The sequence below is a fragment of the Halobiforma lacisalsi AJ5 genome, assembly GCF_000226975.2.
Taxonomy (GTDB): Archaea; Halobacteriota; Halobacteria; order Halobacteriales; family Natrialbaceae; genus Natronobacterium; species Natronobacterium lacisalsi.
The window spans coordinates 837,577-853,648 of sequence record NZ_CP019285.1; the positions used below are offsets into that span (position 1 = coordinate 837,577).

Here is a 16,072-nt window from a genome sequence, read left to right on the forward strand (position 1 = left end):
CGCGAACCTGACGACCCTCCTGCCCCACGGCGGAGCCCGGGATGGAGCCCCCCCGGTTCCCGCTCTCGCGACCCCGACTCCGGTACGTTCGAGATTCGATGGTTCAGGTGCCAACGCACGTCGACGACATCGGCTGGGCCCGGCTCGCGGAGCGGCTCTGCTATCTCTTCCCGCCGGTCGTCGGCGTCGGCGCCGTCGGCGTGCTCGAGGACCTCGACCTCGGCGTCCCCGGCCTCTCGTGGGGGCTGTTCCTCGTCGGGACGGCCGGCTACACGCTCCTGACGCTCGGGATGTCGCTGGCGCTGTTCTTCGACGCGGACCGGATCCGTCGCCAGCCCCGGGCGAGCGGTAACTGGCGCCCGCGGCCGTGGCTCAACGCCGCGTTCGCGCTGCTGTGGGCGCCGGCCGCGGGCGTCGTCTACCTGGCGCGGCGACACCGCCGGTTCGGGACGCCCCCGGGGTGGTCGGGCTGGTGGGTCGTCGTCGCGCTGTCGCTCGCGACGACGCTGTTCGGGCTCGTCGCCGCGGGCGTTTCGATCCTCCTCTCGATTCCGGGCCTGCTCGCTACCGGGGCCGGGCTCGCCGGCGCGGTCGCGTTCGGGGCGTTCCCGGTCGCGATCCACCGGGACGCGGCCTACGTCTGTACGGAAAGCGACTCGTGGCGGCCCAACCCAGGGGTATACCTCGCGCTGGCGTTCCTCTCGCTTTCGGTGCCGCCGGTCCAGCCGGCCCTCGCGGCGTACTACCTCTATCACCGTCGCGAGGCGATCGGTGTGCCGGCCCTCGAGTGAAAGGGGTCGTCAGGTGATGTCGGCCCGCTCGAACCGGTACCAGCCGATCGCCACCGGGGCGACCAGCCACCCGAACAGGATCACGACCGCGATTTCGGGCTGGACGTACCACGAGAGCGACTCGCGTGCCGGGAGGCCGATCGCCTCGGTGAGCTCCGCGGGCAGGACGAGCATCGTCGACGCCAGATAGGCGCGGGTCGGGTTCGAGAGGATCCCCAGAAACTGGATCGCGTCCGCGCCGAGGCCGAGCCCCAGCAACTCGTTCGCGACGTACTCGAGTGCCGCCAGCCCGGAGACGTCGTCGAACAGCGTCACCAGGTTCGTCGCGAAGTAGAACCCGATCGCGCCGGCCATGGCGCGCGCTCGAGTGGCCGTCGACGCGGAGACGCCGATCGCGACCGACACGTACGCCAGCGCGTACAGCGTCGTCAGCGCCGCCGTGCCCGCGAACACGGCCGGATCGAACGCGGGGAACCAGACCGCGGCGAGGCCGGCCGCGATCGTGAACGCGACGGCCAGCGATGCGGCGACGACGACCGCGCGCGAGACGTACTTCCCGAGGACGACGTCCCGGCGGCTGACCGGCGTCGACAACAGGGAGACGATGCTCCCGGATTCGCGCTCGCCGGCGATCGCGAGGTAGGCCGCCACGAGCGCGATCGCGGGGATGAACGCCGCGCCGACGACGACCATGTTCCAGACGGCCATCCGGGCGTCGGACGGGCCGCCGGTTCCCAGCCGGACCTGCGCGAACAGCAGGGCGATCAGGCTCGTGTAGAGGCCCCCAACGAACCAGACGGTCTTCGCCCGCCGGACGTCGAGGAAGTCCTTGGCGACGACGGTGCGGACGCTCATTCCTCCACCTCCGCGAGTGGCGAGTGGTCGGCCGACTCCGCCGATCGCTCCGTCGAATCGGCCGACGTGTACGTTGCGAACAGTCGCTCGAGCGACGTCCCCTCCGAGCGGACGTCGAGGACGCGAGCGTGCCGTGAGACGCGCGCGACGACCTCGCCTTTCGCCGTCGCGTCCGCGAGGTCGACCCGCAGCGTCGTTCCGTCGACCGCGACCCCGTCGACGCCCGGTACCGCCTCGAGTCCGAGATCGGGGGGCACACGCTCGACCTCGAGGACGATCGACGCGTCGAGGTCCAGTTCGGCCCGCAGTTCCGGAATCGTCCCCGTGGCGACGAGTCGGCCGTCGGCCATGATCCCGACCCGGTCACTGACCGCCTCGACCTCCCCGAGCACGTGACTCGAGAAGAACACAGTTCGACCGTCGTCGGCTTCCTCGCGGACGATCTCGCGGAACCGCCGCGCGCCGGTTGGATCGAGGCCGGCCGAGGGTTCGTCGAGGATCAGCAGGTCGGGATCGCCGGCGAGCGCCATCGCCAGCGAGAGCCGCTGGCGCATCCCCGTGGAGTAGCCGCCGACGGGTCGCTCGCCCGCCTCGGGCGAAAGTCCAACGCGCTCGAGCAGCGCCGTCGCGTCGACGGCGACGTCGTGTGCGCGGGCGGTCCACTCGAGGTGGTCGCGACCGGTCAGTCGTTCGTAGAGCGGGTTCCCCTCGGGGACGACGCCGGTTCGTCGCCGGATCAGGTCGGCGTCGGTCCGCGGGTCGTGGCCGAGAACCCGGACGGAACCGGCGGTCGGCCGGACGAAATCGAGCAGGACGTTGATCACGGTCGACTTCCCGGCCCCGTTGGGACCGAGGAAGCCGAACACCTCTCCCTTCCGCACTTCCAGGTCGAGCGAGTCGACGGCCACGACGTCGTCGAACCGTTTCGTGAGACCGTCGGTACGGATCGCGGGCATCACACAGCTTCGTACTACGACGATTCGAAAGGGCCGTTTGCCGGGTATGGTGGGACGGTTTATCCCGCCGGGCTCACTCGACGAGCGCCTCGGCCAGGTCCGTCGCGCCGGCGAGCGGCATCGCCACGGTCGCGGCCGAGACTCGCGACGCCCACCGGTCGTACGCCTCGCGGTCCGGGAACGCCCTGACGTACGGACAGACGGTCGCGTAGACGTCCTCGAGGGTCGGCTCGGCAATCGACGCGTCCGCCCCGCCACCTGGCCGATCGACGTCGGCCTCGACGCCGAACGAAACCACGGCACTCGGCGGGGTCGCGGTGACCTCGTCGCCGGTCGCGCGGGCTTCGATCGGCGTCCCGTCGGGGCTCTCGGTGTGGACGCGAACCGGCTCGTCCGCGACTGCCGCCAGGATCACCGCGTCGTACACGCACTGGAAGTCGTATCGCTCGCCGCCCGCGCCGCCGAGTTCCCCCCAGTGGGCCGTCTCACCGTCGGCGTGACAGAGCTCCTCGAGCGCGATCGCGCCGCCGGTCAGCCGGCGACACTCCTCGACCCACTCGCCGAGCGTTGCGACCGGGTTGGTTCCGACGAGTCGTCCCAGGGCCGTCCCCAGCTCGTCCGGGAGCGGCGCCTCGAGGGCCGGTTCGGGCCTGTCCGGGAGCCAGCGTCCGCGTTCGGCGCTCGTTCCGTCCGCGGGGGTCGCGGTCCGTTCGTCGACGTCGGGCTCGCTACAATCGGGACGATCGTTTGCCATGCCCGGCTATACCGGGCGGAACGACACCTGCGTGACTCCCACGACAGTGGGCGGGTTGAAAAGAGGGGGTCGTCAGTCGTCGTCGCTAACCGGCTCGACGGGCTCGTCGACCGGCTCGTCGGCCGCGAAGATCCGGTCGGCGATGACGTGGTCATCGGTCGTCGAGTCGGTCGGCTTCCGCTGGAACAGCAGCTTCGCGGCGACGTCCCAGGCGAAGACGACCGCGCCGAGGATCAACAGCGTGTCGCCGGGCATGCGCAGCCAGAACAGCGTCTGGATCAGCCCGCCCTCGTAGAACTCGAGGGCGCGGGCGGCGGCGTACCCCTCGGTGAACGCGACCTCCAGCTGGAGGAAGCCGACGGGCAGCAGCGACAGGAACAGCATGAGCGCCAGCCCGACGTTGCAGAGCCAGAACGACCAGCGCAGCCGTTTCTCGGACCACTTCTCGGACCGGGTGGTCACGCGCAGGATGTAGACGGCCATCCCCATCGCGAGGAAGCCGAACGCGCCGAACATCGCGCCGTGGGCGTGGGCCACCGTGAGATAGGTCCCGCTCTGGAAGTAGCTGATCACCGGCAGGTTGATGAAGAAGCCGATGACGCCGGCCCCGAAGAAGTTCCAGACGCTCGAGGCGACGATGAAGTAGAAGGCCATCCGATAGGGGAAGGACTTCCCGGCGCCGCTCATGGCGCGGTACTGCCCGAGCGCCTCGTAGAGGATGAAGAGCAGCGGGATGAACTCGATGGTCGAGAAGACGCTGCCGATCGGCAGCCAGACCTCGGGGAGGCCGGCCCACCAGTAGTGGTGGGAGACGCCGATAATGCCGCTGCCCATGACCAGGGCGGCCTGGAAGATGACGGCCTTCTCGGCGGACTTCTTCGAGAGGAGGTTCATCGAGACGAGCGTCAGGGCGATGACGACGAGGATGAAGAACTCGAAGACCCCCTCGACCCACATGTGGACGACCCACCAGCGCCAGAACTCCGTCATGACGAAGTTCGTCTCCGGCGTGTAGAGGAAGCCGGCCATGAACAGCAGGCCGATCGAACCGCCCGCGTAGACGATCATGTGGGCCAGCCCGTAGCGCGGTTCGCGGTCGAGCAGCGGCTTGAACCCGCGGGCGACGAGGGCCGTCCAGCCCAGGAAGCCGACCAGCAGGCCGGCCTGCCAGACGCGGCCGATCTCCAAGTACTCGAGACCCTCGTTACCGAGCAGCCACCAGAGCTGGCCGTCGAAGACGTTGTTGACGCCGAGCCAGATGCCGGCGAGGCCGCCGACGGCGACGACCAGCAGCGCGCCGATCAGGCCCTTGACGTACAGCGCCTGTCGGCGGGGCTCGCGGCCGGTCAGGAGCGGCGCGAGGAACAGCCCTGCACCGAGCCACATCGTGGCGATCCAGAGGATCCCCAGGTCGACGTGCCAGGTGCGGGTGATCGTCCACGGGAGGAACTCGAGGATGTCGATCCCCAGCACCTCGTGGAGCCCGAAGAAGTCGTTGCGTTCGACGTAGTAGTGGGCGAGCAAGCCGCCCAGGAACGTCTGGAGGACGAACAGCAGGGCCCCGATGAGGATGAACCGCGTGCTCAGCAGCTGGCTCGGGGTGAGGTCGATCTCCTTCGGGTGGGGGATCGTGACGCCGTCGGCCTCGGGTTCGGGGAGTTCGATGGCCCGGTAGAGCCAGATGGCGAGTCCCGCACCGCCGACGAGCAGGACCATCGCGATGACGCTCCAGGTCATCACGGGGCCGCCGGCGTCGTTACCCGCGGCGGGCGAGTACGGGAAGTCGTTGGTAAAGGAGGCGTCCGAGTCCGGACGATCGGTGTGGGAGATCCACGCGGTCCACAGCGCGAAGTCCGCGAACTGCTCGGCCTCCTCCTCGGTCGGGATCAGCCCCTCCTGGATGCCGCGTTCGCGGTCGCCTTCGTAGTAGCGCTCGACGTACTCCTGGCGCACCTGTTCGTGGGCGTAGGCCTCGGCCGCGGAGTATTCGACCTGCTCGCCGGGAGTGCTCGACTGGAGTTCCTGGCGAACCGTGGCGTCGATCGCTGCTTGCTCCGCGTTCTCGAGGTCCGCGTACGCGGTCCCGTGTTCCTCCTGCGCGTAGTAATCGCGCATGTGCTCGGTCTTCAACTCGAGGCTGTCGGCGGTGTAGTCGACGTCGTAGTAACTACCCCGGCCGAGCATCGAGCCCTGGTTCATCAGCCCGTTCTCCTGGAAGACCATCTTCCCCTCCTGGACGTCGGCACTGGTGGCGATGGTCTCGCCGTCCGGTCCGACGACCGTCTCCGGAATATCGGGGGAGTTCTGGTATGAGAGCCACGCCCCGCCGCCCATCACGATGAGGTTCGCGACGAAGATGGCCGCGAGGAACGTGGCCAGTTGTTTTCTGGTTACTTTCATAGCCGACGTTCGACGGCCCTTTATAGTTAAACCGGACAGCAGTTCCTATCCGCTGGAAAAGCTAGCGAACGTGTTCGGCGAGTCGGCTACGGGGCTCGAGGTATTGCTTTGCTAGCGACAACGATTTATTTAATGGTAGATCATGCAGTAGACAGCGTCGTCGGAACGAATCGGATTCGTCTCCCCGTCGGCCGTATTCTCAGTTTACGGAAACGGTCATATGGTCGGTCTTAATGATCCGAGCGCCGGAAACCGAACATAGTGGTGAAAAAATACGTGCCGAAGGCCGTGCCAGGATGACCTGCGGGGGACCGTACCGGAACGACGAACCGAACCGAGGAGCCACGCTCGGTCGTCCGGCGGACAAGCGTGCGCTTTTCATACCCGAGGCGAGGACTACCGCCCATGAGAACGCGCGGGACGCTACGACTTGCGACGCGGGGATCCACGCTGGCCCGGCGACAGGCCGGGCTCGTCAAGGAGACCCTCGAGGACCGGCGGTACGAGGTCGAACTCGTGACCGTCGAGACGACCGGCGACCAGATCAGGGACGAACTCATCCACCGGCTGGGCAAGACGGGCGCGTTCGTCCGCGAACTCGACGAACGCGTCCTCGAGGGCGACCTCGACGGCGCGATCCACTCGATGAAGGACATGCCGACCGAACAGCCCGACGAACTCGTCACGGCCGCGGTCCCCGAGCGGGGCCGGCCGGGCGACGTCCTCGTCACGCCCGACGGCTCGAGTCTCGAAGACCTGCCGGAGGGGGCGACCGTCGGTACCTCGAGCCTGCGCCGTCGCGCGCAACTGCTTTCCGAGCGGCCGGACCTCGAGGTCGAGCCCCTGCGGGGCAACGTCGACACGCGCCTCGAGAAACTGCTCGCGCCCTCGCTGCAGGCGGAACACGAGAAGCGGTCGGAGGCCGACAAGGAGCGGAAAGCCAATACCGGCGACGAGGAGTTCGAACCCGAGTACGACCGCACCGTCGACGAGTGGTTCGACGACCTCTCGGAACTCGAGCGCCAGGCGCTGGGCCGGGAGGTCGAGACCGAGTACGACGCGATCGTGCTCGCGGCGGCGGGCCTCGAGCGCAGCGGGCTGGCCCACTACGTCGACTACCAGGGGTTGCCGACCGAAACGTTCGTCCCCGCGCCCGGCCAGGGCGCGCTCGCGGTCACCGCGGCCGACGGGGAGACTGCACGCGACATCCGCGAGGCGATCGATCACCCGCGCAGCCGCGTCGAGACGACGGTCGAACGGACCCTGCTCGCGGAACTGGGCGGGGGCTGTATCGCCCCGATCGGCATCTACGGCGTCGTCCAGGGCGAGTACGTACACACGAACGTCACCGTCTTCGACCGCGACGGCGAGGAATCGGTCGTCGCGAGCCGAGACCTGCCGGTCGAGCGCCACGCCGAGGCGGCCCGGGAGTTCGCGGCCGACCTCGCCGACCGCGGCGCGGCCGACCTCATCGACGCCGCCCGCGAGGCAGCCGAGAGCGACGACACGACAGACACCGACCCACCGGAGGGGAAATGAGATGGAAATCGAGTACCACGGAGGCGAACCGGAACCCGGAACCGTCTACCTCGTCGGGAGCGGTCCCGGCGACCCCGGCCTGCTGACGGTCAAGGCGAAACGACTGCTCGAGCGAGCGGACGTCGTGCTCCACGACAAGCTCCCGGGCCCCGAGATCCTCGGGGATCTCCCCGACGAGCGATGCATAGACGTCGGGAAACGCGCTCACGGCGACCGGACGCCCCAGTCGGAGATCAACGAGCGACTGGTCGAACTCGCCGACGAGGGGAAAAGCGTCGTCCGACTCAAGGGTGGCGACTCGTTCGTCTTCGGCCGCGGCGGCGAGGAGGCGGAGTACCTCGCCGAGCACGGCGTCCCGTTCGAGGTCGTTCCGGCGGTCACCTCGGCGGTCGCCGCGCCGGCCGTCGCCGGCATCCCCGTGACCCACCGGGATCACGCCTCGTCGGTCTCGTTCGTAACCGGCCACGAGGACCCGACGAAGGAGGACTCGGCGGTCGACTGGGACGCACTCGCCACGGCGGGCGGAACGATCGTCGTCCTGATGGGCGTCACCCGCCTGCCCCAGTACGTCACGGCGCTGCAGGAGGGCGGGATGGACCCCGAGACGCCGGCTGCGCTCGTCGAACGCGGCACCTGGCAGGAACAGCGGGTCGCGACCGGCACGCTCGAGACGATCGTCGATGCCCGCGACGAGGTCGGGATCGAACCGCCGGCCGTGACGGTGATCGGCGACGTCGCCGCCAGCCGCGAGTCGGTGGTCGAGTTCCTCGAGAACGAACGAGAGCCGGGTCGGGCGGAATCCGAAACCGACGCCGTCCCGGCGGACGTACCCGACAGCTAACATGGACGAAGACGCCGCCGACAGCCCGACCGTAGCCGTGTTCCGCCCCGACGACGAGCGCATCGAGAACGCGACCGAACGACTCGAGTCGCTCGGGGCCGAGCCCGTCCCGGATCCGATGCTCGCCGTCGAACCGACCGACGCGACGCCCCGGACCGACGCCGACTACGTCGTCCTGACGAGCAAGACCGGCGTCGAACTCGTCGCCGACGCCGGCTGGGAACCCGGCGACGCGACCGTCTGTGCGATCGGCCCCGCGACGGCCGACAGGCTCCGGACGGCGGGGTACGCCGTGGATCTCGTCCCCGAGGAGTACACCTCGAGCGGCCTCGTCGCCGCGCTCGAGGGCCAGGTCGACGGTGCGCGCGTCGAGGTCGCCCGCAGCGACCACGGCAGCCCGGTGTTGCTCGAGGGGCTCGAGGCGGCGGGCGCGTACCTCCACGAGACGATCCTCTACCGGCTCGTCCGTCCCGAGGGGAGCGGCCGCTCGGCCGAACTCGCCGCCGAGGGCGAGCTCGACGGGCTCTGTTTCACCTCGTCGCTGACCGTCGAGCACTTCCTCGAGGCGGCCGCGGACCGCGGCCTCGAGGAACGGGCCCGAGACGGGCTCGCGGACGCCGTCGTCGGCGTCATCGGCGAACCGACGGCCGAGACGGCCCGCGAGCACGGCCTCGAGGTCGATCTGGTCGCGAGCGAGGCTACCTTCGAACGGCTCGCGACGGAGACGGTCGACGCCGCGTCGGCAAACGGCGAGTGACCTCCCGGCGGGCTATTTCAACCGGGAGCGTGAACACGGGATCGATGAGTCGAGGGCAACGAATGCGAACAGGGAGACGGGGAGACGCCGGCGCGGTCCCACGGCCGCGGCCGGCGAACCGATGACCGGGAGTCGCCGCCGGTTCCTCGCGGCAACCGGAGCCGCGGTCCTCGGCGGCTGTACCGCGCCCGCGGCCCGGTCGACCAAGTTCGAGGCCCACGAGCGCCACGGGACGACGATCGGGTTCGTCGGCGACGCCATGCTCGGGCGCGATCTCGACGACCGCTACGGGAGCGGTCGAGCCGATCCGGCGAGCGTCTGGGGCGATCTGCGCCCCCGACTGGCGTCGCTGGACGGCGTCTGCTGCAACCTCGAGTGTTGCCTGTCGACGCGAGGCGAGCGGTTCCCCGACCGGACCTACTACTTCCGAGCCGATCCCGACTGGGCCGTCCCGGCCCTCGAGGCGGGGAACGTCCGGTTCGCGTCCCTGGCGAACAACCACATCCTGGATTTCGGGCCGACGGCGCTTCGTGACACCGTCGACGCGCTCGCGGACGCGGGGATCGGGTTCGCGGGGGCCGGCGAGCGGCCGGCGGCGGCCCGCGCGCCCGCGACGGTTTCCATCGGCGACGTCGACGTCGCAGTCGTCTCCCTCGCGGACCACTACGCGGAGTACGGCGCGACCGACGACCGCCCGGGGACCGCCTACGTCGAGACCGATCCGGACGTTCCCGAGACCAGGCGACTCGTGGGCGCGGCGCTCGAGCGTGCCCGGGAAACGGAGCCCGACCTGCTGATCGCGTCGGTCCACTGGGGGCCGAACTGGGTCGAGTACCCCGACGACGACCTGCGGGCGTTCGGCCGCTGGCTCGTCGATCGGGGCGTCGACCTCGTCCACGGCCACAGCGCCCACGTCGTCCAGGGGATCGAGCGCTACGGCGACGGCCTCGTGCTCCACGACACCGGGGACATCGTCGACGACTACGTGATCAAGGAGGACTTGCGGAACGATCGCACGTTCCTCTTCGAACTCGGCCTCGAGGACGGGAACCCGGCGGAACTCCGCCTCGTCCCCGCCGTCATCGACGATCTGGCGGTCTCCAGGGCCGACGAGGACGAGGCGGCGTGGCTCCGGGAGACGATGCGCGACCGCTCCGCGCCGTTCGGGACCGAGTACGAACGCGACGGCGACGCGCTCGTCCTCCCGCTGTAAGCGGTGCGTCGAGGCTCGCTCCCCGTTCTCGGCCCTCGAGGGGCGATCCGCGGGTTTATGAGCGAAGCCGCCCCACAGTCGACCGATGGCAGGGCCGGTTCCCGAACTCGAGGATCGCGCGACCCGCTGTGCGCGGCGACTGTGCGAGGCCGACCGCGTGTTACTCGCTTCGCACATCGACGCCGACGGACTCACCAGCGCCGCGATCGCGGCCCAAGCGCTCGAGCGCGCGGGACTCCCCTTCGAGACGGTGTTCGAGAAACAGCTCGACGAGGAGGCGATCGCCGCGATCGCGGCGACCGACTACGACACCGTCCTCTTCACGGACTTCGGGAGCGGCCAGCTCGACGTCATCGGCGAGCACGAGGACGCGGGCGCGTTCACGCCCGTGATCGCGGATCACCACCAGCCGGCCGACCGCGACACCGAGTACCACCTCAACCCCCTGCTGTTCGGGATCGACGGCGCGTCCGAGCTCTCGGGGGCCGGCGCGAGCTACGTTCTCGCCCGGGCGCTGGCGGACCTGGAGCCCGGCGTCGCGGCCGACGGCGGCGCCACAGGTGCCGCAGGAACCACCACGGCCCGCGCGGACAACCGCGACCTCGCCGCCCTGGCCGTCGTCGGCGCCGTCGGCGACATGCAGGCCTCCGGCGGCGAACTCCAGGGCGCGAACGAACGGATCGTCGAGGAGGGCGTCGATGCAGGCGTCCTCGAGACGGGCAAGGACCTCGCGCTCTACGGGAAGCAAACCCGGCCGCTGCCGAAACTGCTCGAGTACGCGACCGACGTAGGGATCCCGGGCATCTCCGGCGACGAGGCCGGCTCGCTGCGGTTCCTCGAGGATCTCGACCTCGAGTTGCGCCGCGAGGACGGCGAGTGGCGCCGGTGGTCGGGACTGACCAGCGAGGAGAAACAGACCGTCGCCAGCGCCCTGGTCAGGCGTGCCGTCTCGCGCGGGGTTCCCGCGAAGAAGATCGACCAGCTGGTCGGGACCAGCTACGTGCTCAGCGCGGAGCCGGTCGGTACCGAACTCCGGGACGCAAGCGAGTTCTCGACGCTGCTCAATGCGACCGCCCGCTACGAGCGCGCCGACGTCGGCCTGGGGGTCTGCCTGGGGAATCGGAGCGACGCGCTCGAGCGTGCACGCAAACTCCTTCGGAACCACCGCCGGAACCTCTCGGAGGGGATCGACCTCGTCACCAGAGAGGGCGTCACCCACGAAGCGCATCTCCAGTGGTTCCACGCGGAGGATCGCATTCGCGAGACGATCGTCGGCATCGTCGCCGGGATGGCGATGGGCAACGAGGGGATCAGCCGCTCGAAGCCGATCGTCGCGTTCGCGGAGAAAACCGACGATGAAGTGAAAGTGTCGGCCCGCGGGACCCACGGTCTGGTCCGGGACGGCCTCGACCTCTCGACGGTGATGACCGAGGCCTCGCGGGCCGTCGACGGCGACGGCGGCGGTCACGACGTCGCGGCCGGGGCAACGGTCCCCGCCGGGCGCGAAGCCGAGTTCGTCGAACGCGCCGACGAGATCGTGGGCGAACAACTGTCCTGACGACTGCTACCGCGATACCGCTACGTCCGGTCCATCGAAGCCGGAACCGTCGGAACGAGCGGCGCACGCGAGGTCAACACGTACGCCGACTTGCGAACGGCACCTTTCGCGTACTGGACCGTGCTCTTGTGAATCGGCGTGCGCTTCCCACGGATCTGGGTGCGGCCCTCGAGGATGGCCTCGACGAGTTCGTCGCCGTCGATGTCCGCCTTCGTGGGGTTCTCGTCGTCCGGCGAGACGAGTATCTCGGTGTAGGCTTTGCCGACGTTCGGCAGGTAGTGGGCGTCGCTCGCGCCGATCTCGGGGTACCCCCGTCGGCGGGCGAAGGTCCGCGCTCGCCGGTTCCGGTAGCCGGTAAACAGCATCGAGTTGTAGGTCTCGATCGCGTCGACGCCGTCGACGTGGCGTTTCCGGACGCCGTGGCGACTGCGCTGGAAAGGATGGGGAACGACCGCGATCCCCCCGAGTTCCCGGACCGCGTCGACGGTTTCCGGGAACGGACGCCCCGGATCGGGCCGCTTTTCGACACCGATCGCGAGGAGGTGGCCGTGTTTCGTCGACACTTCGACGCCGGGGATGCCGATCAGCCCGTATTCCGGAGCGATCTCGGCCGCACGGAGGGATTCGGCGATCCGGTCGTGATCCGTGATGACGATTCCGTCGAGTCCGATGTCCGCCGCGTGTTCCAGAATGAGTTCGATCGGTTCGTGGCCGTCGTAGGACTCGTCGGAGTGGACGTGAAAGTCGATCGCAAACGGAATGTGGGTCGTCATAGCGGGGTTGATTACCGCTAATAGCCCGTTGCCCTGCATAAACACTCTGCTGCCGGTCGGGTCGCAGGCAGATTCTATATAGCGATATGAAATTTAACGCAGGTTGGCTACCGGACTGGACCCGTCGTATCGAACAACCGGGTTTGGCAAACGAGACGCACCTCCGAGGAGTGGGTAGAACGGCACTGGGAACGCCGATGGCCGCTCGAGGGCCGGTACCCCAGTTCAAACCGCAGAGATCGTTCCCCGTGCGAGACACGAGCTCCGATCGGGACTGATCGTCGATAGCCCATCACTTCGACAGCAACGTTCCCACCGACGCTCGTGGAGTCACTCGACATAGGGCCAGCCGAGGTCGTCGATCCGTCGCCGTCTCGAATCCCCGGTCGTCACATTGCGGACAGGCACAGGACGCTCGAGACGCTCCCTGACTGATCCGGTCTACAGTCCGTCAGTTCCGGCGCAACCGCGACCGGGCGGCGGTTGCGCCGGGAAATTTGGACAGCAACCCAAACCCCTGGTTCGTGCGACACATTCGGGAAGCCAAACACGGTGCATGGGACCGCGTTTCGACGGCGCCCTCGAGATGCGCCCGACGAAAGCCGAGGCCGTGCGGTCGACCCCGGCCCGGAGACCATCGATCGCTGGCCAGCGAACCGAACGAGCCGATTTTCGGGCGCTGCGCACAGCTCTCCGAACCGGGCCGAAACGCATCATAAACCGTATAGAATGATACTAAATGTCCGTCGGCTCCGATGGCTCGTCCGGAACGTGGTCCGAGAGCGAAACCCGATCGAGGACGCGGCGAATCTCCATCGGATCGTCGAGGGACTCAACGGCCTCGTGGACCCGACGCATGCACTCGAGGATCCCGTCGACGGCGGCCCGGCGCGTCGACACGCGGCCGATTTCCTCCGAGACGGACCGATCGCCGAGCGGGTACCGGTACCGGAGTTCCCAGCACTGGCCCAGCCCGAGGCCCGGATGACAGTGATCGGCGGTCGTCCGGTCCGCGATGAGTTCGAGCGGTGGGCGAGTGTACCGGTACGCGAACGTGCCCTCGCCGAGTTCGGTTTCGCCCCATCCCGGCGGTAACGCCTCCGGGGGAATGGGTGGATTGTCGGCGACCATATAGGCCGAATCGCCACCGCCCGGGGTCATCGTTCCGCTTGCGAATGCAACCGTCGTCTTGACGCCGACCGTCCGACTTTTGTCCTCGCTCGCGTTCGTATCGAGTATGACGACGTTCGATCCCGAGAAATTCGAAGACAAGTACGCCCACTACTTTACCGAACTCCAGCAGGCGTACAAGAACGCGTTCAACCGGATGAACGACCGCTACGACTCCGAACTCGTCCACGCGATCGACCAGCAGGTACTGAACGAGAGCGAACCCTTCTACGAGGGCGACGGCGAATTCCGCGTCGAGCTCCCCGAGGACCCGTACGACCGGCTCTCGAACGTGCTCGTCGAGCGAGAGCGGTTCGAGGAAGTGCTCGAGATTCACGTCGAGGAGATCGAGACCGAACTCGAGCGAGTTTTCGAATTCGAGTAATCGAGTGAATCAGCCACGAGCGCGTCGATTCAGCCAGGACGATCCCGAACCGGAGGGACGGAAGGTTTAGGGGCTCCGATACCCAAGGGGCTTCTATGAGCACGGAGTCTCAGAACGACGGGGACGACCTCGAGGACCGCGTTTCGAACTTCCTGCGACGGAACTTCCCGCAAATCCAGATGCACGGCGGTAGCGCGGCGATCCGGGAACTGGACCACGAGACCGGCGAAGTCACGATTGCCCTCGGGGGTGCCTGCAGCGGCTGTGGCATCTCCCCGATGACGATCCAGGCGATCAAGAGCCGAATGGTCAAGGAGATCCCCGAAATCGAGAAAGTAAACGCCCACACGGGTGCCGACGGCGGCGACATGGGTGGCGGTGGCGGCATGAGCCCCTCGTTCCCCGGCGAAACCGTCGACGAGGACGGCGAACCCGACGAAGGCCCCGAAGCGCCGTTCTAAGTTCTCGAGTTCGACCGCCGACGTTCGTCGAGTCCCGTTTTCTTCCCTCGATCGGCCGCTGGACCGGGTTCGCTGAAGCGGCGGGTCACTCCTCCCCCGGCCCTTCACGAAGCCCTCGACCCCGCTCCCAGGTGCGGACGAGAGCCGTGAGGTGGCGGTTCGTCGGCACCTCGAGACCGGATTCTGCCGCACGATCGACGACGTAGCCGTTGATCGCGTCGATCTCCGTACGGCGTTCGTGCTGGAGGTCCTGGGCCATCGAGGACGTGTTTGCCGCCGTCGCCTCGGCGACGGTCTCCATCGCGTCGACCGCCTCGCGGTTCGACAGCGCGACGCCACGCTCCCGAGCCACCCGCGCGGCCTCCCGCGTCGCCGCCCGGGCGAGATCCCGCGCCGGGGGCTCGAGGACGGCCCCGTTTTTCGTCCCGGCGAGCGCGGTGACCGGGTTGATCCCCGCGTTGACCGCGAGTTTCTCCCAGAGCCAGCGCGGCATATCGTCGACGACCGCCGTCTCGAGGCCGGTGGCGGTGAAGGCCTCCCCCACAGCGTTGGCACGATCGGACGCGCCGCCATCGCGGTCGCCGAGGACGATCTCCCCACGCCCGGTACACTCGACGACCCCGGGTTCACGGAGGACTGCGCCGTAGGTCGCAGTCCCGGCCAGCACCGGTGTCGCGGGCTCGAGTCGATCGGCGAAAACCGCCTCGTTCCCCATCCCGTTTTGCAGCGAGAGGACGGCGTCGAACGACCCCGTCGCGAGCGCGGCGGCAGCCGACGCCGTGTCGAAGGACTTGACCGCGACGACAGCGAGGTCGGCCGCGAGGTTCCCGCCATCGGTCGTCGCCGCCGGGAACACTCGCTCGTCGAACTCGCCGCAGACGTGGAGGCCGGACTCGCGGACGGCTCGAGCGTGGTTCTCGCGGGCGACGAGCGTTACGTCGTGCTCGCGGGCGAGCAAGCCGCCGACGAGACTTCCCAGGCTGCCGGCACCGAAGACGACCGTGTCCATGGTAGGGAGGGGAACCGGCGCAGTAAAAACGGTTTTCGTCCTTTATCCACGGAGAGAGCCTCTCGAGCCAGCGTCGGTCGACGGGTCAGTCCTAGCAGCGATTTCCTCGTATACGACCCTGTAAACCCAATGTCGATATATCGAATCGAGTCGATGCGCCGACGGGGACACTCAGTCCTCCGTCCAATACATCAGATTTTCGCGACCAGTCTGGCAGTTCGGACACTCGTCCGGCAGGTCGGCGGTGATCCCGCCCATCTCCCCACACTCCATACACCGCCACATCAGGTGTGCCTCGCCGAACTCGTGACCCGACCGCGCGTGCTCGATGCTCATCGCCTCGGCACCCTCGCGCGTGGTGACGAAAAAGCCGCTTTGTTCGAAGCTACGGACGCGGCCGAGCACGTTGCCATCCTCGTCGTAGACGGTCTGGCCGGACGTGACCTCGTGGACCTCTTCGAGCGCTTCTTCGTCGTCCGCTTTCGCTGGAGTCTCACCCGTCTGGACCATGGGAGTACCACCTCGAGGACGAGGATAAACCCCGAGTGTGCATTGTTCGAGCGGCCCCTCGAGGGGGTCAGACGGGCGATCAGCGGCTCGAATCGAGCGA

Annotated in this window: 16 protein-coding genes; 8 read left to right on the forward strand and 8 right to left on the reverse strand. The window is 68.3% G+C overall.

Features of this window, described 5'->3' with window-relative positions:
- Positions 1–98 precede the first annotated feature (98 nt).
- Entirely contained in the window at positions 99–791 is a 693-nt protein-coding gene (locus tag CHINAEXTREME_RS03925; RefSeq protein WP_044961482.1) for a hypothetical protein, read from the forward strand.
- A gap of 9 nt (positions 792–800) precedes the next feature.
- Here CHINAEXTREME_RS03925 and CHINAEXTREME_RS03930 read toward each other — a convergent pair whose 3' ends face one another.
- The 4 genes from CHINAEXTREME_RS03930 to CHINAEXTREME_RS03945 all read right to left on the reverse strand — a co-directional run bounded on the left by CHINAEXTREME_RS03930 (position 801) and on the right by CHINAEXTREME_RS03945 (position 5,756).
- A complete protein-coding gene (locus CHINAEXTREME_RS03930; protein WP_007141167.1) occupies positions 801–1,646 on the reverse strand; it encodes an ABC transporter permease in 846 nt (281 codons plus the stop codon).
- On the reverse strand, positions 1,643–2,602 hold the full coding sequence (locus CHINAEXTREME_RS03935; protein ID WP_007141168.1) for an ABC transporter ATP-binding protein: 960 nt from the start codon (positions 2,600–2,602) through the stop codon (positions 1,643–1,645). Before CHINAEXTREME_RS03935 ends, CHINAEXTREME_RS03930 begins: the two co-directional genes overlap by 4 nt.
- 73 nt (positions 2,603–2,675) lie before the next feature.
- Positions 2,676–3,356: an organomercurial lyase gene (gene merB, locus CHINAEXTREME_RS03940; protein ID WP_007141169.1), complete on the reverse strand. Its 681-nt coding sequence runs from the start codon at positions 3,354–3,356 to the stop codon at positions 2,676–2,678.
- 72 nt (positions 3,357–3,428) lie between these two features.
- Positions 3,429–5,756, reverse strand: a complete 2,328-nt coding sequence (locus tag CHINAEXTREME_RS03945) for a nitric-oxide reductase large subunit (protein ID WP_007141170.1) — start codon at positions 5,754–5,756, stop codon at positions 3,429–3,431.
- A 405-nt stretch (positions 5,757–6,161) separates the two neighbouring features.
- On the opposite strand from CHINAEXTREME_RS03945, the gene hemC reads away from it, so the two are divergent.
- The 5 genes from hemC to CHINAEXTREME_RS03970 all read left to right on the forward strand — a co-directional run bounded on the left by hemC (position 6,162) and on the right by CHINAEXTREME_RS03970 (position 11,664).
- On the forward strand, positions 6,162–7,295 hold the full coding sequence (gene hemC, locus CHINAEXTREME_RS03950; protein WP_007141171.1) for a hydroxymethylbilane synthase: 1,134 nt from the start codon (positions 6,162–6,164) through the stop codon (positions 7,293–7,295).
- A 1-nt stretch (position 7,296) separates the two neighbouring features.
- Positions 7,297–8,136: a uroporphyrinogen-III C-methyltransferase gene (cobA, locus tag CHINAEXTREME_RS03955; protein ID WP_007141172.1), complete on the forward strand. Its 840-nt coding sequence runs from the start codon at positions 7,297–7,299 to the stop codon at positions 8,134–8,136.
- Position 8,137: 1 nt separating this feature from the next.
- The gene (locus tag CHINAEXTREME_RS03960) at positions 8,138–8,893 is read left to right on the forward strand and encodes a uroporphyrinogen-III synthase (RefSeq protein ID WP_007141173.1); all 756 of its coding nucleotides are present in this window, start codon (positions 8,138–8,140) and stop codon (positions 8,891–8,893) included.
- Between the two features lie 121 nt (positions 8,894–9,014).
- Positions 9,015–10,106, forward strand: coding sequence for a CapA family protein (locus CHINAEXTREME_RS03965; RefSeq protein ID WP_007141174.1), 1,092 nt, complete (start codon positions 9,015–9,017; stop codon positions 10,104–10,106).
- Positions 10,107–10,191: 85 nt separating this feature from the next.
- Positions 10,192–11,664, forward strand: a complete 1,473-nt coding sequence (locus CHINAEXTREME_RS03970) for a single-stranded-DNA-specific exonuclease RecJ (protein ID WP_007141175.1) — start codon at positions 10,192–10,194, stop codon at positions 11,662–11,664.
- Between the two features lie 20 nt (positions 11,665–11,684).
- On the opposite strand, the gene CHINAEXTREME_RS03975 is transcribed toward CHINAEXTREME_RS03970, so the two are convergent.
- On the reverse strand, positions 11,685–12,437 hold the full coding sequence (locus CHINAEXTREME_RS03975) for a CehA/McbA family metallohydrolase (protein WP_007141176.1): 753 nt from the start codon (positions 12,435–12,437) through the stop codon (positions 11,685–11,687).
- A gap of 735 nt (positions 12,438–13,172) precedes the next feature.
- Complete coding sequence (locus tag CHINAEXTREME_RS03980; RefSeq protein WP_029601430.1) at positions 13,173–13,568, reverse strand: hypothetical protein; 396 nt, start codon at positions 13,566–13,568, stop codon at positions 13,173–13,175.
- 106 nt (positions 13,569–13,674) lie between these two features.
- Here CHINAEXTREME_RS03980 and CHINAEXTREME_RS03985 point away from each other — a divergent pair, with 106 nt between their 5' ends.
- Both CHINAEXTREME_RS03985 and CHINAEXTREME_RS03990 read left to right on the forward strand, forming a co-directional pair.
- On the forward strand, positions 13,675–13,992 hold the full coding sequence (locus tag CHINAEXTREME_RS03985) for a DUF5783 family protein (protein WP_007141178.1): 318 nt from the start codon (positions 13,675–13,677) through the stop codon (positions 13,990–13,992).
- 95 nt (positions 13,993–14,087) lie between these two features.
- Positions 14,088–14,453 carry a NifU family protein gene (locus CHINAEXTREME_RS03990; RefSeq protein WP_007141179.1) on the forward strand — a complete coding sequence of 122 codons (366 nt, stop codon included), beginning with the start codon at positions 14,088–14,090 and terminating at the stop codon, positions 14,451–14,453.
- An 85-nt stretch (positions 14,454–14,538) separates the two neighbouring features.
- Here CHINAEXTREME_RS03990 and CHINAEXTREME_RS03995 read toward each other — a convergent pair whose 3' ends face one another.
- Both CHINAEXTREME_RS03995 and CHINAEXTREME_RS04000 read right to left on the reverse strand, forming a co-directional pair.
- The gene (locus CHINAEXTREME_RS03995) at positions 14,539–15,462 is read right to left on the reverse strand and encodes a ketopantoate reductase family protein (RefSeq protein ID WP_007141180.1); all 924 of its coding nucleotides are present in this window, start codon (positions 15,460–15,462) and stop codon (positions 14,539–14,541) included.
- A gap of 171 nt (positions 15,463–15,633) precedes the next feature.
- Complete coding sequence (locus CHINAEXTREME_RS04000) at positions 15,634–15,972, reverse strand: DUF7130 family rubredoxin-like protein (RefSeq protein WP_007141181.1); 339 nt, start codon at positions 15,970–15,972, stop codon at positions 15,634–15,636.
- Positions 15,973–16,072: the final 100 nt, after the last annotated feature.